This window comes from Pseudomonas sp. ML2-2023-6, from assembly GCF_037055265.1.
Classification (GTDB): domain Bacteria; phylum Pseudomonadota; class Gammaproteobacteria; order Pseudomonadales; family Pseudomonadaceae; genus Aquipseudomonas; species Aquipseudomonas kulmbachensis.
In genome coordinates this window covers 4699584-4718846 of record NZ_CP146347.1, presented here as the reverse complement: position 1 = coordinate 4718846, position 19263 = coordinate 4699584, and the positions used below count along the sequence as shown (strand labels likewise).

The 19263-nt window shown below is 57.4% G+C and carries 16 protein-coding genes; 5 read left to right on the top strand and 11 right to left on the bottom strand.

Annotated elements, in window-relative coordinates; genetic code table 11:
- Positions 1-100: 100 nt before the first annotated feature.
- The 3 genes from V6L79_RS21875 to arcD (V6L79_RS21865) all read right to left on the bottom strand — a co-directional run bounded on the left by V6L79_RS21875 (position 101) and on the right by arcD (V6L79_RS21865) (position 3907).
- On the bottom strand, positions 101-1111 hold the full coding sequence (locus V6L79_RS21875; protein ID WP_261739379.1) for an ornithine carbamoyltransferase: 1011 nt from the start codon (positions 1109-1111) through the stop codon (positions 101-103).
- Positions 1112-1189: 78 nt separating this feature from the next.
- On the bottom strand, positions 1190-2446 hold the full coding sequence (gene arcA / locus V6L79_RS21870) for an arginine deiminase (protein WP_261739378.1): 1257 nt from the start codon (positions 2444-2446) through the stop codon (positions 1190-1192).
- Between the two features lie 33 nt (positions 2447-2479).
- Positions 2480-3907 (bottom strand): arginine-ornithine antiporter, encoded by a 1428-nt coding sequence (gene arcD / locus V6L79_RS21865; RefSeq protein ID WP_261739377.1) that lies wholly within the window; start codon positions 3905-3907, stop codon positions 2480-2482.
- Positions 3908-4359: 452 nt separating this feature from the next.
- Here arcD (V6L79_RS21865) and arcD (V6L79_RS21860) point away from each other — a divergent pair, with 452 nt between their 5' ends.
- Positions 4360-5787: an arginine-ornithine antiporter gene (gene arcD, locus V6L79_RS21860; RefSeq protein ID WP_261739376.1), complete on the top strand. Its 1428-nt coding sequence runs from the start codon at positions 4360-4362 to the stop codon at positions 5785-5787.
- Between the two features lie 141 nt (positions 5788-5928).
- Here the strand turns inward: arcD (V6L79_RS21860) and V6L79_RS21855 are convergent, their stop codons facing one another.
- From V6L79_RS21855 to gap, 7 genes are all read right to left on the bottom strand, one after another.
- Entirely contained in the window at positions 5929-6342 is a 414-nt protein-coding gene (locus V6L79_RS21855) for a YbaN family protein (RefSeq protein ID WP_338580341.1), read from the bottom strand.
- 55 nt (positions 6343-6397) lie between these two features.
- Complete coding sequence (locus V6L79_RS21850) at positions 6398-7006, bottom strand: biliverdin-producing heme oxygenase (protein WP_321837580.1); 609 nt, start codon at positions 7004-7006, stop codon at positions 6398-6400.
- Positions 7007-7117: 111 nt separating this feature from the next.
- Positions 7118-9718 (bottom strand): TonB-dependent receptor, encoded by a 2601-nt coding sequence (locus V6L79_RS21845; RefSeq protein ID WP_338579503.1) that lies wholly within the window; start codon positions 9716-9718, stop codon positions 7118-7120.
- A gap of 245 nt (positions 9719-9963) precedes the next feature.
- The gene (locus V6L79_RS21840) at positions 9964-10932 is read right to left on the bottom strand and encodes a FecR domain-containing protein (protein ID WP_261739373.1); all 969 of its coding nucleotides are present in this window, start codon (positions 10930-10932) and stop codon (positions 9964-9966) included.
- Between the two features lie 51 nt (positions 10933-10983).
- Positions 10984-11502 (bottom strand): sigma-70 family RNA polymerase sigma factor, encoded by a 519-nt coding sequence (locus V6L79_RS21835; protein WP_338579502.1) that lies wholly within the window; start codon positions 11500-11502, stop codon positions 10984-10986.
- A 242-nt stretch (positions 11503-11744) separates the two neighbouring features.
- A complete protein-coding gene (locus tag V6L79_RS21830) occupies positions 11745-12209 on the bottom strand; it encodes a methylglyoxal synthase (RefSeq protein WP_261739371.1) in 465 nt (154 codons plus the stop codon).
- A 4-nt stretch (positions 12210-12213) separates the two neighbouring features.
- Positions 12214-13215 (bottom strand): type I glyceraldehyde-3-phosphate dehydrogenase, encoded by a 1002-nt coding sequence (gene gap, locus V6L79_RS21825; protein WP_261739370.1) that lies wholly within the window; start codon positions 13213-13215, stop codon positions 12214-12216.
- Positions 13216-13424: 209 nt separating this feature from the next.
- Between gap and edd the strand changes: the two genes are divergently transcribed.
- From edd to V6L79_RS21805, 4 genes are all read left to right on the top strand, one after another.
- Positions 13425-15251, top strand: a complete 1827-nt coding sequence (gene edd / locus V6L79_RS21820) for a phosphogluconate dehydratase (protein ID WP_261739369.1) — start codon at positions 13425-13427, stop codon at positions 15249-15251.
- Entirely contained in the window at positions 15248-16204 is a 957-nt protein-coding gene (locus tag V6L79_RS21815) for a glucokinase (protein ID WP_261739368.1), read from the top strand. Before edd ends, V6L79_RS21815 begins: the two co-directional genes overlap by 4 nt.
- A gap of 109 nt (positions 16205-16313) precedes the next feature.
- On the top strand, positions 16314-17045 hold the full coding sequence (locus V6L79_RS21810; protein ID WP_261739367.1) for a response regulator: 732 nt from the start codon (positions 16314-16316) through the stop codon (positions 17043-17045).
- Positions 17035-18495, top strand: coding sequence for a HAMP domain-containing sensor histidine kinase (locus V6L79_RS21805; protein ID WP_315968124.1), 1461 nt, complete (start codon positions 17035-17037; stop codon positions 18493-18495). The genes V6L79_RS21810 and V6L79_RS21805 overlap by 11 nt, the downstream gene beginning before the upstream one ends.
- On the opposite strand, the gene V6L79_RS21800 is transcribed toward V6L79_RS21805, so the two are convergent.
- On the bottom strand, positions 18464-19111 hold the full coding sequence (locus V6L79_RS21800; RefSeq protein WP_261739366.1) for an AP2 domain-containing protein: 648 nt from the start codon (positions 19109-19111) through the stop codon (positions 18464-18466). The two genes, V6L79_RS21805 and V6L79_RS21800, sit on opposite strands and share 32 nt — an antisense overlap.
- Positions 19112-19263 lie beyond the last annotated feature (152 nt).

The following is a 19263-nucleotide window of genomic DNA, read 5'->3' as shown; positions in this document are numbered from 1 at the left end:
AGAACGCCTTGTGTGGGAGCGAGCCTGCTCGCGAAGCTCGTTCGCGAGCGGGCTCGCTCCCACAGTAGATGTGTGTTTACACATCTACTGTGGGCCAGGCTTAGATATCAGCCAGCGCCGCTACCAGGATCGCCTTGATGGTATGCATGCGGTTTTCGGCTTGCTCGAAGGCGATGTTGACCGGGGACTCAAACACTTCTTCGGTCACTTCAATGCCGTTTTTCAGGTTTGGATGGTGCTCGGCCACATCCTTGCCAACCTTGGTTTCACAGTTGTGGAACGCTGGCAGGCAGTGCATGAACTTCACGCGTGGGTTTTCTGCCGCTTTGATCATGTCGCTGTTGACCTGGTAAGGCAGCAGCAGCTTGATACGGTCGTTCCAGGCTTCAACCGGCTCGCCCATCGATACCCAGACGTCGGTGTGGATAAAGTCCACGCCTTTGACCGCAGCTTTCGGGTCTTCGGTCAGGGTGATTTTGGCACCGCTTTCCTTGGCGAATTCCTGGCACTGTTTGACGAACGACTCTTCCGGCCACAGGCTTTTTGGTGCGGCGATACGCACGTCCATGCCCAGCTTGGCGCCAATCAGCAGCAACGAGTTACCCATGTTGTTGCGGGCATCGCCCAGGTACGCGTAGCTGATGTTGTGCAGCGGCTTGTCGCTGTGTTCGCGCATGGTCAGCACGTCGGCGATCATTTGCGTCGGGTGGAACTCAGCGGTCAGGCCGTTGAATACCGGCACGCCAGCGTACTTGGCCAGTTCTTCCACAATGGCTTGTTCAAAGCCACGGTATTCGATGGCATCAAACATGCGGCCCAGCACGCGGGCGGTGTCTTTCATGCTTTCTTTGTGGCCGATTTGCGAGGAAACCGGGTCGATGTACGTCACGTGTGCGCCCTGGTCGTGGGCTGCAACTTCGAATGCGCAACGGGTACGGGTCGACGTTTTTTCGAAAATCAGCGCAATGTTTTTGCCTTTCAAGTGCGGCTCTTCAGTACCGGTGTACTTGGCGCGCTTGAGATCGCGGGACAGATCGAGCAGGTAGTGCAACTCACGTGGCGTGTGGTGCATCAGGCTCAGAAGGCTGCGGTTTTTCATGTTAAAAGCCATGGTGATCTCCTTGGTTTTGGGTTAACCGGCTTGCACTGGCCCCTCGTAGGGGCCCGCGCAAGCAATCAAATGGGGTGATTAATAGTCGATTGGGTCGCGAATGATCGGGCAGGTCATGCAGTGGCCACCGCCACGGCCGCGTCCCAGTTCGGAGGCGCTGATGGTGATGACTTCAACGCCAGCCTTGCGCAGCAGGGTGTTGGTGTAAGTGTTGCGGTCGTAGCCAATGACCACGCCAGGTTCCAGCGCCACCACGTTGTTGCCGTCGTCCCACTGCTCGCGTTCTGCGGCGAAAGAGTTGCCGCCGGTTTCGACGACGCGCAGTTTCTTCAGACCCAGGGCGTGGGCCACGACTTCGAGGAAGCTGCCTTCTTCGCGTCGTACATCGATGCCGCCTTGTTTCTTGTCATCCGGATACAGGGAGAAGGCAACGATCTGCTTCACCACTTCAGGGAAGATGGTGACCAGGTCGCGGTCGCAGAAGCTGAATACGGTGTCCAGGTGCATCGCGGCGCGTGAGCGCGGCATGCCGGCCACGATGATGCGTTCTACCGCTTTGTTCTTGAACAGGTTCAGCGCCAGTTGGCCGATGGCCTGACGCGAGGTGCGCTCGCCCATACCGATCAGTACCACGCCGTTGCCGACGGGCATCACGTCGCCGCCTTCAAGGCTGGCGTTGCCGTGGTCGACTGTCGGGTCGCCGTACCAGATCTGGAATTCGGCGTTGGTGAACTCGGGGTGGAACTTGTAGATCGCCGTGGTCAGCAGGGTTTCCTGACGACGCGCTGGCCAGTACATCGGGTTCAGCGTCACGCCACCGTAGATCCAGCAGGTGGTGTCACGGGTGAACTGAGTGTTGGGCAGCGGTGGCAGGATAAAGCTGGTGTGGCCGAGGAAATCGCGGAACATCTGAATGGTCTTGCCACCAAAGCTGTCTGGCAGGTCGTCTGCCGACACGCCGCCGATCAGGTATTCGGCCGCCTGGCGTGGCTCAAGGCTCTTGATCCAGGATTTGACTTCGTTGACCAGGCCCACACCCACCTGATTGGGGGTCACTTTGTGGTCCAGGATCCAGTCCAGGGCTTCTGGCATGGCGACGATATCGGTCAGCAGGTTATGCATTTCCAGTACATCAATACCGCGATCGCGCATCTTGGTGACGAAGTCGAAGTGATCGCGTTTGGCCTGGTTGACCCACAGCACGTCATCGAACAGCAGCTCATCGCAGTTGCTTGGGGTCAGGCGCTGGTGAGCCAGGCCTGGGGAACACACCATAACCTTATGCAGCTTACCGGCTTCGGAATGCACGCCGAACTTCACTTTTTCCGTGGTCATTACAGTCATCCTCCAAAGTACACAAACAGGTTGTTACAGGGTCAGGAAGCCGTCGTAGAGACCATAGGCAGCCACCAGGGCGCCGATCACTACTGCGGCAAAAATTACTTTCTCGATGTTGGTGAAAACAGGTTGGCCACTTTCACGCTTGGCCTTGGCGAACAGAATGGCGCCAGGTGCGTACAGCAGGGCCGAGAGCAGCAGGTACTTGAGGCCGCCGGCATAGATCAGCCAGATGGCGTAGATCAGCGCGATACCACCGATGATCAAGTCTTTCTTGCGTTCTGCCAGGGCGTTCTCGTAAGTCTCGGCACGCACCGCCAGCAGGAAGCCGTAGGCCGCAGACCAGAGGTAAGGCACCAGAATCATCGAGGTCGCGAGGTAGATCAGCGACAGATAGGTACTGGCCGAGAACAGGGTGATGATCAGGAACAGTTGCACCATGGCGTTGGTGAGCCACAGGGCGTTGACCGGAACATGGTTGGCGTTTTCCTTTTTCAGGAAGGCCGGCATGGTGTGGTCCTTGGCCGCCGCGAACATGATCTCGGCGCACAGCAGTACCCAGGACAGCAGGGCACCCAGCAGCGAGATGATCAAGCCGACGCTGATCAGCACCGCACCCCAGTGACCGACCACATGCTCAAGCACGGCCGCCATCGACGGGTTCTGCAGTTTGGCCAGTTCAGGCTGAGTCATGATGCCCAGCGACAGCACGTTCACCAGTACCAGCAACAGCAGCACGGTGATAAAACCGATCACGGTGGCTCGACCCACGTCCGAACGTTTCTCGGCACGGGAAGAGAAGATGCTTGCGCCTTCGATACCGATGAACACCCATACGGTGACCAGCATCATGTTGCGCACCTGGTCCATCACGCTGCCCAGATCCGGGTTTTTCACGCCCCAGATGTCGCTGGTAAAGATGTCCAGCTTGAACGCGAAGATGGCAATCAGGATAAACAGCACCAGCGGTACGACCTTGGCAACGGTGGTCACCAGGTTGATGAACGCTGCTTCCTTGATCCCGCGCAGTACCAGAAAATGCACAGCCCACAGCAGGATTGAGGCACCGATGATGGCCGCAGGGGTGTTGCCTTCACCGAAGATCGGGAAGAAGTAACCCAAGGTGCTGAACAGCAACACGAAGTAGCCGACGTTACCCAGCCAGGCGCTGATCCAGTAACCCCAAGCGGATGAGAAACCCATGTAATCGCCGAAGCCGGCCTTGGCGTAGGCATAGACGCCGCCGTCGAGGTCAGGTTTGCGGTTGGCGAGGGTTTGGAACACAAAAGCGAGGGTTAACATACCGACTGCGGTGATTGCCCAACCGATCAGGATTGCACCCACATCGGCACTGGCGGCCATGTTTTGCGGCAATGAAAAAATGCCACCGCCAATCATTGAACCAACTACTAGAGCAACCAGCGCACCCAGTCGCAGTTTTCCAGGAGTATCAGACATTTGTAGTAACTCCAATCCAGGAGAAGTGAGGCTTCAAAGTAAGTCCATTAGTATTCGAGCCGTTTGACATAGATCAGGGCATTACTACATTCCATTGTTGATAGAGCGGGGAAGGTCGCGATGACGTATTTTTATGACGCTTCCTGAAAGCCTTACTCCAGACATGTTTTCAGGTATTAATACGTTCGTTGACCGGAGGGTCGTGGGGATTGAAGCTAGCCAGTATTTTCAGATATGCAAATTTCATTGCCATGTTTCATGAACCTGTCGACGAAATTAAATCGTCATCTATATGTGAACAGTTTTTTAGGTTTCAATAGAAAGGTTCGCAATTAAGAATGGCCGGCTTATTGCGCAACCCTATTAAACGTTCGGTTAGTTCATATATTTAGTCGGTGAGCGGCTGTAGCTTTATAGCCCTGAGTTTTAAATCAACAGCAGCAGAGGTGGCGATGTCGCAACAGACACAGAAGCTCCGGCTAAACGCCCTGATCGCGTTGGTGGTTGGCTCGATGATTGGCGGCGGGATTTTTTCGCTGCCACAAAATATCGCCGAGCGTGCAGCGGGCGGTGCCGTGTTGATCGGCTGGGCGGTCACTGCGGTGGGCATGCTGGCGCTGGCCTTTGTGTTTCAGACCCTTGCCAATCGCAAGCCGGAACTCGACTCCGGGGTGTATGCCTACGCCAAGGCCGGTTTCGGCGATTACATGGGTTTTTCGTCCGCCTGGGGTTACTGGATCAGCGCCTGGATGGGCAACGTCGGCTACTTCGTGTTGCTGTTCAGTACCCTGGGCTATTTTTTCCCGATGTTCGGGCAAGGCAACACGCCGATTGCCATCGGTTGTGCGTCGCTGCTGTTGTGGGGTGTGCACTTTTTGGTGCTGCGCGGGATCAAGGAGGCAGCGTTCATCAACCAGCTGACCACCGTCGCCAAAATCGTGCCGATCGTGATGTTTATCGTGTTGGCTGGTGTGGCATTTAAAGCGGATATTTTTACCCGGGATTTTTGGGGGGCCGAGACCCCGAGCCTGGGCAGTGTGATGGACCAGGTGCGCAACATGATGCTGGTCACGGTGTTTGTGTTTATTGGCATCGAAGGCGCCAGTGTGTACTCGGGGCGGGCCGAAAGACGTTCGGATGTGGGCAAGGCCACCGTCATCGGTTTTCTCGGCGTGCTGGCGTTGCTGGTGCTGGTCAACGTGCTGTCGCTGGGCATCATGAGCCAACCGGAGCTGGCGAAGCTGCAGAACCCGTCGATGGCCGGTGTACTCAAGCATGTGGTGGGGGAGTGGGGGGCGATTCTAATCAGTATAGGCTTGGCGATTTCGTTGCTGGGGGCGCTGTTGTCGTGGGCGTTGCTGTGTGCAGAAATTCTGTATGCCACGGCAAGGGATAAAACCATGCCGGCGTTTTTGAAAAAGGAAAACGCCAACCATGTACCGGTCAACGCCTTGTGGCTGACCAACTCGATGATCCAGATTTTTTTGATTATCACCCTGGTGTCTGCCGGCACCTATACCAGCCTGATCTACCTGGCCTCGTCGATGATTCTGGTGCCTTACCTGTGGTCGGCCGCCTATGCGGTGCTGTTGTGCATAAGGGGCGAGACTTACGAGCGGGCGGGTCGTCGGCGCATCAAGGACCTGGCGGTGGGGGCTGTCGCGCTGATCTATGCGATGTGGTTGCTGTATGCGGCGGGCCCCAAGTATCTGTTGCTGTCGGCGTTGCTGTATGCCCCGGGGATTTTCTTTTTTGCCAAGGCCAAGCGTGAACAGAATGAACCTCTGTTCAAAACATGGGAGAAGGTGATTTTTGCGGCGGTGCTGATGACTGCACTGGGGGCGGCGTATGCGCTCTATGGCGGTTTTATAAGCTTGTGATTATTTTGTAGCAGCTGCCGAGCCTGCGTCCGGCGGCGAAGCCGTCGTAAAGTCAGGCAATTTGGTTGTGTCAGGTAAAAACGGGATTCATGTTTTACGACGACTACGTCGCCGTACGCAGCCTCGTTCCTTCGGCAGCTACTACGGTTGTTTTGCAGTTGCAACAGGTAAGCGCTCCGGCCGTGACCAGATCCACAGGTTGCCCATGCTCATGCCGGCAATGGCGAGGAAGACCGGCCATTGGTGGTCGAGCACATACAGCATCAACCCTGCACACAGCAGCATGCTGATGGTGGCGCTGACCTTGGCCTTGCGCTGGATGATTTTGCCGTTGCGCCAGTTAGTCAGGATCGGGCCAAACAAACGGTGATTTTCGAGCCAGGCACTCAGGCGCGGGGAGCTTTTGGTCGCGGCCCAGGCAGCGAGCAAAATGAATTCGGTAGTTGGCAGGCCAGGAATCACAATGGCGATCAGGCCAATGCCAAGGCTCACGTAGGCCAGCAAGCCGAACAGGATGCGAGTGATTTTCGACGAGGATCGGGTTTGGCGGGTCATAAGCTCAAGACGCATAAAGGACGCCCGGTCAGCCAGTACTGGCCGGGCAACAAGCTTAAGCCAGTTCTGGCTGTTTCACGTACGTCTGTTCCAGCAGGTAAGTAAAGCGGCTGAAAGCATCATTAGCGGCTTGTTCCAGTTCTGCATCTTCTTCAGAAGTGAGTTCGACGCTGTCGAGCATCTCGATAAAGCTCTTCCAGTTGCGGCCACGACCCTCGGCAGGCTCACCCATGTGACGGGCACCGTGGGTTTCGCTCAGGCCCAGCAAGCGGGCTTGCTTGATCAGTACGCCTGCGCCCAGTTTCGAGCCTTCGGATACAAACACCCAACCCAGCGCCTGGGCTTTGCTCGGGTTGGACACCGCACCGGTAACAGGTGCCGGCAGTTCTACGCCCAGGTCGAGCAGGTCAGCCTTGATCTGTTCTGCGCGGCAACGCTCAGGCAGGTTGGGGATGTGCTGGGTCAGACGCGGGTCAGTGTGCAGCGCTGCCAGCTCGGTCAGGAACAGGTACTGGGCGGTTGCGAAATGGGTGTAGTTGTCGAGGCTGCCAAATGGGTCGCGGCCCATGACTTTTTCGCCAAGGGTGTCGTGAGTCTGGCGGGTGGCCAAGGTCAGACGCTTGGAACGCTCGGAGGGACGCGGTGCGGAATCTGGAGTGGTCATGCAAATGTCCTTGAGAATGAGATGCGCTTTGTAACTAGACGATCAGGAAGACGCATCACAGTAAAAAATCCTCACTGCGCAGAGCAAAAGCCTGCGCGGTGAGCTTTGAGGTCAGATATCCCAGACCAGATTGATTGCGAAGTTGCGGCCTGGAGCGGTCAAGCGCTCCATATTGGCCGGGTTCAGCACACCGGCTTCCCCCACGCTGTCGTAGCCGCGCACGTCATCCCAGTTCCAGTATTTTTTGTCGGTCAGGTTGTACAGGCCAGCGTTGACGGTGACGTCCTTGGTGACCTTGTAGAAACCGGTCAGGTCGAGCACGCCATAGCCCGGCGACTTGAATTGGGTGCTGGTGCCATCCGGGGCGAAGAAGCTGGTGTCGTCTACCTGATCCTTGTTCTTGACCAGGGTCCAGCTCACCAGACCGCCGTAGTTTTGCTGCTCGTAGCCCAGGCCCATCACGGCGGTCAGCGGGTTGACGCTATTGATCGGCTGGCCGGTGTCGTTGTTGCGACCGTGGGCATAAGCCACCGAGCCACGGGTGTACAGGCCTTGAGGCGCGCCGAAGGCGTCCAGATTCAAGCGACCTTTCACTTCTGCACCCTTGATGGTGGCGTGCTTGATATTGTTGGCCCGGAACTTGAGGTCGTCATAGCCAGGAGTGATGGCGTCTTCATTGATGAAGTCGCGGTACTTGTTATAGAAAACCGCAACGTCGAATGATCCAGCGTCAAAGTTGCCGCGCAAGCCGGTCTCGTAGCTTTTGCTTTTTTCCGGTTCCAGGTTCGGGTTTGGCTCAACCGAGTAGCCAGCCTGAAGATTGTCAAAGCGGCCATACAGTGATTTGGCGGTCGGTGTACGGAAGCCTTCGGCATATTGGCCGTACCAGGTGTAGTTGTCGTTGAACGCATAGGTCACGCCTAGCTTGGGCGACAGGCGATGCCAGACCTTTTCCTTGTCGCTGACCGTGTCCAGATTTTCAGGGTTAACGGTGTTCAGGAACTCTTGAGTGATGTGCGGCGTCAGCTTGGTGTAGTCGTAACGCAGGCCCGGCATAAAGGTCCAGTCGTTCCAGCTGATCTGATCCTGGGCGAACAGGCTATAGGTGTTGATGGTCGGGTCCGGGAAATCGCTGGATTTGACCAGATAGTCTTTTGAACTGTCGGCACCAACGGACGGGCACCCTGTACCCACTGCCAGGCAAGTACCCGAGCCGCTGCGCGAACCGGTGACTTTTTGGTGCTTGATGGTGGCGCCGTAGGTCAGCAAGTGATCGGTGTCACCAATATTGAAGGCTTTGTCCGCCTGGGCATCGAGTACCCAAGTCTTTTCTTCGTAGGTGGTGTTACGCGAGCGCATTACATTGCGGGAGAACGGGACGTAGTAGTCCTCCAGGGTCTTTTGGTCAGTCTTGGCGATCTGATAGTTCAGGCTCCACTTGAAGTGGTCGGCCAGCAGGGTGTCGAGCACCATGCTGTTTTCAAGGCCAAAACGCTCACGGCTGATGGTGTCTTTACCGTCACGGGAGCGGTACATGTTTTGGCCTACACCTTTGCCGAACGGACCGCCGACCGCACTTTTCTCATTAATGTCGAGACGGTCCTTGTACTTCTCATAAGTGAAGCCAAGACGATCATCATCGTTGTAGTTCCAGCCTGCCTTGGCCAGTACGTTGGTGGTTTTCACGTCTTCGGGGTTGGCCGCAGTGCGGGACAGGCCGGTGCCGCCGTGATCGCCATAGGATTTGGTTTCGTGACCTTCACGCTGGCTCAGGTGCAGCAGGCCGTCGAATTCGCCGGAGCGCCCGGCCACGGTGCCTGATTTCAGCCAACTGCGATCGGCCGAGCTGTAACCTGTTTTAAGGCGGGCACCGACATCCTGGCCTGGCTTGATAATGTCATCCGGGTCCAGGGTGAAGTAGCTGACGGCGCCGCCGATGGCGTTGCTGCCGTACAGCACTGACGCCGGACCACGCAGGATTTCGACGCGCTTGATGACTTCCGGGTCGACATAGTTGCGCTGGGTCTTGGCGTAAGGGCCGTTGAAGAACGAGTTGGGGATTTCTACGCCATCGACCTGGGTCAGAATCCGGTCGCCATCGATGCCGCGGATGTTGTAGTTACTGATACCACCACGCTGACCGGCACCACCTACCGAAACACCCGGCTCATACCGCACCAGGTCTTTGATGGTATTGACGTTATTGCGGTCCATATCCTGGCGGTCATGGACGCTGACGGTGCTGGGCACCGAGTTCACATCCTGCTCCTGGCGGGTGGCGCTAATGGTCACTTGTTGCAGGGCCAGGGTGCCGGTGGTGCCGCTGCGCTTTTCCAGCACGATATTGTTGTTGCTCAGTTTGCGGTAGCCCAGGTTGGTACCGATCAGCAAACGCTCCAGAGCTTTTTCCGGGGACAGCGAGCCGCGTACGCCGGGTGAAGAAACGTTCTGCGCCAGCTCAGCCGGCAGGCCGACCTGCCAGCCGGTGACTGTACTGAAATCGTTCAGGGCAGAGGCCAGTGGCTGTTGCGTGATTGCAAACTTGTAGTTACCCACGGAACGCGTAGCCGGCTGCTCATCGGTTGCCGCCAGGACTGGAGCCGCCTGTACGCCAGCCAAAATTATGGCAGCGGTCAACAACGACAATGTGCATTGCTGCAAACCGCCTGTGCGGACGTTGGATGAGGGCCGGCTGTTGAAACGAGTGGGCATTGATAGCGCTCCGAGGTGAACGAATCTTATAGTTGCGAAGCTGATTCAAAATGCGAATCAGTTGCATTGACTACAACGAGACGAATGACCTACGGCTATCGAGTAAAAAAACCTACATTTAATTGTGATGCTAGTTACTCAAGGTCCCTGTGACCTCAACTGTGGGAGCGAGACTGCTCGCGAAAGCGCGCTACCGTTTGCGACCTTCGCGAGCAGGCTCGCTCCCACAGAAGCATCTCAAACATTTAATTGAGAATGACCAGCGCCGGGAATTCCGAGATGTTACTGGAAGTGATGTGAGCCAGCGAGCGCAGGATGTCCAGCGGCTGATCGAGCCGGTAGTTACCGGTCACGGCGACGCTGGCCAGTTTGTCGTTGTTGTTGACGATCCAGCCGGGGTAGTAGCGCCGTACTTCGTCCAGCACTTTGCCCATGGGGCAGTTCTCAAACACCAGGCGTCCTTGAACCCAGGCCAGGTCGGTCTGGGGGTTAAGTTTGGCGGTCTTGCTGAAACCGTTGGGGCCAATGCTGACGCTGTTGCCGGCAGACAGGCGCATTTGCGTACCGGCACTGCTCACCCGCAAGTCCACATCGCCGCGCTGCACTCGTACTTGGGCTTCCCCATTGAGGTAACTCACGGCGAAGTCGGTGTCGCGCACACTCACGCGTACGGGGCCGGCATCGAGCACCAGCGGGAATTCCAGATTGGCCGGGATCTCAAAATACGCCTCACCCTGGTACAGGCGAGCGCTGCCTTGGGCGTTGACCACCTTGCTGGAGAACGCGGAATTGGTGTTAAGCAGTACTTTGGAGCCATCTTCGAGTTGCAGACGCTGGCGCTCGCCGATCACGGTCAAATGATCGGCTTGCAGGCGCAAGGGCACATTGCTGTAACTGCCCACGCTGATAATTACCACCGCTGCGGTTGCCAAGTGTTTCCAATGCCGCCCGATGCGTCGCAGCAGGCTGGGTGTGCGATGGGTCTGCAGGGTTTGCGCGGCGGCCAGCACCGGCTCTCCATTCCAGATCGCGTTGGCCCTGGCAAAGGCCCGGGCATGGGCCGGGTCGGCATTCAGCCAGTTTTCGAAGGCGGTTTGCTGTTCGTCGCTCGCACACTCAAGGGTAATCAGCCAGTCCAGTGCCTGATCCATGGCGCTGTCTTGCAGCACGTCTTGCGCCAGTTCAGGCACGGCAGATTTGTGAGTGTCCGTCACGGATGTTCCTTGGCAGTTTCAGAGCGTTCTTACAGGCATCACCGCTTAAGGTTAAGGGCGTTCAAGTCTGTCGGCTACCCCGATGCAGATTGCCATGATCAATTTGAGTTCCTTTTGAACGGTGCTCAGTGACACGTCAAGTTCTTCGGCAATTTCTTGATAACTGCAGCCATGCAGGCGGCTGAGGATGAAAATCCGTTGTTGACGCGCACTTAGCTGGCTCAGGCTCACACTCAAACGCTCCAGTAGTTGCGCGGCTTGATGGGCTTCTTCCGGGGTGCTGTGGGTGGAGGCGACGCCTTCGATGACTTCCAGTGGCACATCTTCGACCACGGTGCGTGACTGAATACGGCGGGCGCGCAGGTGATCAAGCGCCAGGTTGCGTGCGGTCTGGAAGACAAAGGGTTCAAGGTGCTCGACGGAGCTCTCGCTCAAGGCCCGGGTTACGCGCAAGTAGGTCTCTTGCAGCAGGTCCTCGGCGGTGCTGTGGTTGTTGACCATCCGCTCCAGAGTGCGCAGCAAGGTTACCCGTTGGGTAAGGAAGACTTGATTGAAGTGGGACTGGCTCACTGTGCTACCCGACCGATTTTGAGCGAATGATAATGCTTATCATCCGTGCTGTTGGTCAAGTGATGTTTTAAAAAGGTGTAATTATCCTGTAGCAACTGCCGAAGGCTGCGTTCGGTTGCGAAGCGACCGTAAACCCTGAATGCACGGTTTTCCTGACCCACCGAACACTATGATTTTACGATTGCTTCGCAGCCGAACGCAGCCTCATGCCTCGGCAGCTGCTACACAATAGGTGCCCAGACTTACGCCCGTCCTTTCAAATACGCACTGTAATCCGGGATGCGGTGTTCGTGGGCCTGGCTCATCAATGGGCTGCTGAGCAGGTAGTCCGCGCTGCATTCATTGCAGGCCACCGGAATGTTCCATACTGCAGCCACTCGCAGCAGGGCCTTGATGTCCGGGTCGTGGGGCTGAGGTTCGAACGGGTCCCAGAAAAACACCAGCATATCGATCCGCTGCTCGGCAATCCGTGCGCCAAGCTGTTGATCGCCGCCCAAAGGTCCGCTGATCATGCTTTCGATCGGCAGCCCAAGACGCTGGCTCAACAGCAGGCCGGTAGTGCCAGTGGCACACAGGTCATGCTGGCCGAGTTCCTCTTTATGGCGCTCGGCCCACTCCAGCAAAAAGCCTTTGCAGTGATCATGGGCCACCAGGGCGATGCGCTTGCGCGCCGCCAAGGTGGCCGTGGTGAAGCTGATACCGATCATCGCGTTACTCCGCGTTGTACAGCGCCAGGCAGTTATCGAGCATGCGGTTGGAGAAACCCCACTCATTGTCGTACCAGGCCAGAACCTTAAGCAGCTTGCCGCTTACTTTGGTGTGATTGGCGTCGAAAATGGACGACAGAGGGTTGTGATTGAAATCGCTCGATACCAGCGGCAGGCTGTTGTAACCCAGTACCTTGGAGTGCTGGCTGGCCTCTTTAAACAGCGCATTGACTTCAGCCGCGGTGGTTTCACGTTTGAGCTCGATGGTCAGGTCGACCAGCGACACGTTGATCACCGGAACCCGCACGGCCATGCCGGTCAGCTTGCCGGCCAGCTCTGGCAATACCAGGCCCACAGCTTCGGCGGCGCCGGTTTTGCTCGGGATCATGTTCTGGGTAGCCGAGCGTGCACGGTACGGGTCCGAGTGATAAACGTCGGTCAGGTTCTGGTCATTGGTGTAGGCGTGGATGGTGGTCATCAGGCCGTTTTCAATGCCGAACTCGCGGTGCAGGATTTGCGCCACCGGTGCCAGGCAGTTGGTGGTGCAGGACGCATTGGAAATAATTTGATGGGATTGGCGCAGAATGTCGTGGTTAACACCGTAGACCACAGTCGCATCGGCATTTTTACCTGGTGCAGAGATAATCACTTTACGGGCACCGGCGATAATATGCGCCTCGGCTTTACTGCGATCGGTGAACAAACCTGTGCATTCAAACACCACGTCAATTTTCAGCGCCGCCCACGGCAGTTCAGCCGGGTTCCGAATGGCTGACACGCTAATGCGGTCGCCATTGACGGTCAGGCTCTCCTGATCATGCTCGACGCTGGCGTCGAACGTGCCGTGAACGGTGTCGTACTTGAGCAGATGAGCGTTGATCGAACTGTCACCCAGATCGTTGATGGCGACGATCTGCAGGTCCTGGCGGTAACCTTGGGTATACAGTGCGCGCAGGACGTTCCGGCCGATCCGGCCAAAACCATTGATTGCGATTCGTAGAGTCATGGAAAGCGCCTGCCATCGATTTGTTGTTGGAATTACAAGATTATTCGCATAAAAATAGAAAACAAGCCATTTAAGTGGCAATATTTTGTTTTATCTACAACGAGTGACCTGAATCAACGGGTCCGAATGATTGAAGTCGTGTGTCTGCACCCTTCGATCAGCATAGGACACGTACAGGTCGCCACATCCGTTAGCCTGGAGTTCAACACATGCATCCCCGCGTTCTTGAAGTCACCGAGCGTCTTATTGCCCGTAGTCGTGCCACCCGTGAGGCGTACCTGACACTTATTCGCGGCGCCGCCAGTGACGGTCCGCAACGCGGCAAGCTGCAATGTGCCAACTTTGCCCATGGTGTGGCCGGGTGCGGCACAGAAGATAAAAACAGCCTGCGGATGATGAACGCTGCCAACGTTGCAATAGTTTCGTCATATAACGACATGCTGTCGGCTCATCAGCCTTACGAACACTTTCCTGAACAAATCAAAAAAGCGTTGCGCGAAATTGGCTCGGTGGGTCAGTTCGCTGGTGGCACGCCTGCCATGTGTGATGGCGTGACCCAAGGCGAGGCGGGCATGGAGCTCAGCTTGCTGAGCCGCGAAGTGATCGCGTTGTCGACGGCCGTGGCGCTGTCGCACAACATGTTCGATGCGGCGCTGATGCTGGGGATTTGCGACAAGATCGTGCCGGGCCTGCTGATGGGCGCACTGCGCTTCGGGCATCTGCCGACCATTTTTGTACCGGGTGGGCCGATGCCATCGGGGATTTCCAACAAGGAAAAAGCCGACGTGCGTCAGCGTTACGCTGAAGGCAAGGCCAGCCGCGAGGAGCTGCTGGAGTCGGAAATGAAGTCCTACCACAGCCCTGGAACCTGTACGTTTTACGGCACCGCCAACACCAACCAGTTGTTGATGGAAGTGATGGGCCTGCATTTGCCGGGTGCCTCTTTCGTCAATCCCTACACGCCATTGCGTGATGCGCTGACCCGCGAAGCCGCTCACCAGGTTACCCGTCTGACCAAGCAAAATGGTGACTTCATGCCATTGGGCGAAATCGTTGACGAGCGCTCGCTGGTGAACTCCATCGTCGCGCTGCACGCTACCGGCGGTTCGACCAACCACACCTTGCATATGCCGGCGATTGCCATGGCAGCGGGCATTCAATTGACCTGGCAGGACATGGCCGACCTGTCCGAGGTGGTGCCGACCCTGTCCCACGTCTATCCAAACGGCAAAGCCGATATCAACCACTTCCAGGCCGCGGGCGGTATGGCGTTCCTGATTCGAGAACTGCTCGAAGCCGGTCTGCTCCACGAAAACGTCAACACCGTGGCGGGTTATGGCCTGAGCCGTTACACCCGTGAACCGTTCCTGGTGGATGGCGAACTGGTTTGGCGCGAAGGCCCGATTGAAAGCCTCGATGAGGCGATCCTGCGCCCGGTTGCCCGTGCATTCTCGTCCGAGGGCGGGTTGCGGGTGATGGAAGGTAATCTGGGCCGAGGGGTGATGAAAGTCTCGGCGGTCGCGCCGGAGCATCAAATCGTGGAAGCCCCGGCCCGCGTGTTCCAGGATCAGCAGCAACTGGCCGATGCATTCAAGGCGGGCGAACTGGAACACGATTTTGTCGCCGTGATGCGTTTTCAGGGCCCGCGTTCCAATGGCATGCCCGAGCTGCACAAAATGACGCCGTTCCTCGGTGTGTTGCAGGACCGGGGCTTCAAGGTGGCGCTGATTACTGACGGGCGGATGTCAGGCGCATCGGGCAAAATCCCGGCAGCGATTCATGTCAGCCCCGAGGCTTCGATTGGCGGCGCCCTGGCGCGAGTGCAGGACGGCGACATGATTCGTGTCGATGGCGTCAAAGGCACATTGCAACTGCTGGTGGATGAGGCAGAATTCGCGGCGCGCACCCCGGCCATCGGCACTCTGGATAATGCCGTCGGCACCGGGCGTGAGTTGTTTGCGTTTATGCGTCAGGCCTTCAGTTCGGCCGAGCAGGGCGCGAGCACCTTTACCTCGTCTCTGGAAAATTTGAAATGAAGCTCGCACTGGTCGGTGACATTGGCGGCACAAATGCACGGTTTGCGCTGTGGGAAAACGACCAGCTGCATTCGGTCCGCGTGCTGGCCACGGCAGATTTTGCCTGCCCGCAAGACGCCATCAAGCTTTATCTGCACGACCTGAACCTGGCTCTGGGCTCTGTAGGTTCGGTGTGTTTGTCAGTCGCAGGCCCCGTGAGTGGCGATGAGTTTCGCTTTACCAACAACCATTGGCGCTTGAGCCGCTCGGGGTTCTGCCAAGCGTTACAAGTCGACAACCTGCTGCTGATCAATGACTTCAGTGCGATGGCCCTGGGCATGACTCGCCTGCAGCCGGATGACGTGCGCCAGGTTTGCCCGGGTATTGCAGACTCGACGCGGCCATCGGTGGTTATCGGGCCTGGAACCGGCTTGGGCGTGGGCACCCTGCTCAATCTTGGCGAGGCGCAGTGGATGGCCTTGCCGGGGGAGGGCGGCCACGTTGACCTGCCCATGAGCAACCCGCGTGAAGTGCAGTTGTGGCAACACATCTACAACGAAATTGGCCATGTGAGTGCTGAAAGCATTTTGAGCGGCAGCGGTTTGCCGCGGGTCTATCGGGCGATTTGTGCAGTGGATGGTCATACCCCGGTGCTGGACAGCGACCGTGCGATCACCGCCGCCGCGCTGGAAGGGGATCCGGTGGCGCTGCAGGTGCTGGAGCACTTCAGTTGCTGGCTGGGACGTGTGGCGGGCAACAATGTGCTGACCATCGGCGGGCGTGGCGGGGTGTATATCGTGGGCGGTGTGATTCCGCGTTTTGCCGATATCTTCCTGGCCAGCGGCTTTGCCCGCAGCTTCGCCGACAAGGGATGTATGAGTGATTACCTGAAGGGCATCCCGGTGTGGTTGGTGACGGCACCGTACCCTGGTTTGATCGGTGCGGGAGTGGCGTTGCAGCAAGCGTTTGGCTAAAACGCGTAAACCTTGTAGCCGCTGCCGCAGGCTGCGATAAGGGCCGAAGGCCCTTCAAAGCCATCGCAGCCTGCGGCAGCGGTTACCAATAAAAATAAGGAACACCACAGTGACCATACCCGGCAAATCCATTTTGCTGGTCGATGATGACCAGGAAATCCGAGAACTGCTTGATCTCTATCTCACTCGCGCCGGTTTTCAGGTGCGCACCGTGGGCGATGGTGCGGGGTTTCGCGAAGCGCTGGATGCGGCGGCCAGCGATCTGTTGATCCTTGATGTCATGCTGCCCGACGAAGATGGCTTCAGTTTGTGCCGTTGGGTGCGTCAACATCCACGTTTTGCCCAGATTCCGATCATTATGCTGACCGCCAGCTCTGACGAGGCGGACCGGATCATTGGCCTTGAACTGGGCGCCGACGATTATCTGGGTAAACCCTTCAGCCCCCGCGAGCTGCTGGCGCGGATCAAGGCGTTATTGCGCAGGGCGCAATTTGCCAATACGAGTTCGGGCAACGAAGTCCTGGCCTTTGAAGACTGGCGACTGAACACCGTGACCCATCGACTGTTTCATTCCGATGGCGAAGAGGTAATCCTGTCAGGGGCTGATTTCGCCTTGCTCAAGTTGTTTCTGGATAACCCGCAGCAGATTCTCGACCGTGACACCATCGGCAACGCTACCCGTGGGCGGGACCTGATGCCGCTGGACCGGATCGTCGACATGGCGGTCAGTCGCTTGCGCCAACGCTTGCGCGACACCGACAAACCACCGCGGTTGATCCGTACCATCCGCGGTAGTGGTTATCAGTTGGCGGCTCAGGTCTCGTTCGGCAATGACCTTTAAATTCCTGCGCAAATGGCATTTGCCCCGCTCATTGCTGGGCCGCATGTTGCTGCTGACCTTGCTCGCCATTTTGCTGGCACAAACCCTGTCCAGTGCTATCTGGTTGTCGCAGTTGCGTACCACGCAACTTGAAGGCCTGGTCAACAGTGCGCGCAGCATGGCGCACTCGATGAACGCGACCGTGACCTACCTGCGCTCCTTGCCATTGGCCTATCGTCCGCTGGTACTGGATCAATTGCGCAGCATGGGCGGTACACGTTTTGTCGTCAGCCTCAATGACAAGCCTTTGGACATGCAAGTGTTGCCGCCGACCCAGCGCAAGCAGGCGGTGCTGGATGCGGTGGATCAGGTGTTGCGCGAGTCGGTAGGGCCCAACGTCGACATGTCGGTGAGGTTTGTCAGCCCGCAGGATTTACGTATTTTCAATGCTGGTCTCAAGCTCGATGAGCTGCCACGTTCCTGGGCGCATTTTGCGTTGACCCTGGAACCGGTCAATCCGCCGGTGCTGGTGACGCAAATTCAGATGGTGCCGGGCGAATGGCTGTACATCGCGTCCCTGTTGCCCCAGCCCTACACCAGCCTTGAAGAAGAGGGCCTACCGGCATTGCAGGTGTGGTTTATCGTCCTCAGCAGCATTTTTTTATTGTTGTTTATCGGGCTGCTGGTGCACTGGCAAAGTCGCCCGCTCAAGCGTCTGGCCCGGGCTGCCCGCGATATGTCGCTGGGCGAGGATGAGGTCAAACCGGTCGAGGTGGGCGGTGGCAGCGAAGTGGTCGAGGTGGGGCGTGCCTTGAACACCATGCGCGCGCGTATCAGTCGTTACTTGACCGAGCGCAGTCAATTGTTCAGTGCCATCTCCCATGATTTGCGCACGCCCATTACCCGCCTGCGCCTGCGCGTTGAGCTGCTGGACGACGAGCAACTGCAACACAAGTTCGGTCGCGATCTGGATGAGCTGGAGATGCTGGTCAAAGGTGCGCTGCAATGTGTGAAAGACACTGATATTCACGAAAATATCGAGGCAGTGGACTTGAATCACCTGCTCGATTGCTTGATCGAGCCTTATTTGCTCCCGCAGGGAAATGGCCGTGTGACGTTACAGGGGAGGGCCCTCTGGCCGTATTCGGGCAAACCGCTGGCTTTGCGGCGCTGCATGGGCAACCTGATCGATAACGCACTCAAGTACGGTAAAAACGCGCACTTGCGTATTGATGACAATGAAAACGCTTTTGTGCTGACCGTTGACGATGAAGGGCCGGGCGTTCCCGAACAGCGGCTTGAGCAAGTGTTTGAGCCTCACTTTCGCCTGGCCGGGCAGCAGCAGGGCTACGGGCTGGGGCTGGGTATCGCACGCAGCATCGCCCACAGCCACGGCGGTGAAGTCAGTTTGCAGAACCTGCGCGTCGGCGGCCTGCGGGTTACTTTGTACTTGCCGCGAAATGGCGACTGATCGACAGGCTCGCCTGCTCGGCACTGATGGGCAACAAGACTTCCAGGTTGGATGCTGAAGCCTTTTCGATAATGGCTTCAGGTCGGCGGGGGCTATTCATCGCAGCGTTGATACGGTTTTCGCGCACGCGCCTGCTGGTCTGGCTGAAGTGCTGCTGCAGTTTTTCCATGGCCACGTCATAGGGCTCGTTGCACAGGCTTAATTGCCGCTGGCGCTCTTGCAGTGCCAGCCGCTTGGCCTCGTCATCGCCATAACGATCAACGCGAAAGCTCTTGCTCAGGTTGTAACCGTGAATACGCGTCGTCGCGCGCCAGTAATCGATGTGGTTGGACAGAACCCGGTAAACCCCGGGGTGCCCGCTGGTGTTGTGCGGCATCAGGCGTTGGCGGCTCTCATAAGTGAAGGCCTGGGGCATTTTCAGCACCAGTTGGTTGCGCAAGTTTTCGGCCGCGTCCAATGCTGCAGCTTCCCCTCCGTACTCGGCAAAGTCGAAGAGGTGCAGATGCATCTTGCCGGAGCGCTGAATGTCCAGTTTCCAGGCGTAGGCGCGACCGTCCGGGTATTCAAGCGGGTAAATGAAACAGTGATTACGGGTCGTTGCGCGTGGGCTTGGCATAAGTCACATCTCCTGATGGGGACCGGCATCCGTTCTTTAATCGTGACGATGTGCAGCAGACTCGCTGAAGTTTTTTGCTGGTACAACGTGGGAAAACGACTTCGGGATGCGTCCTACATGTAATGCGGAAAATGCCTTACTTCGGTTGTGGG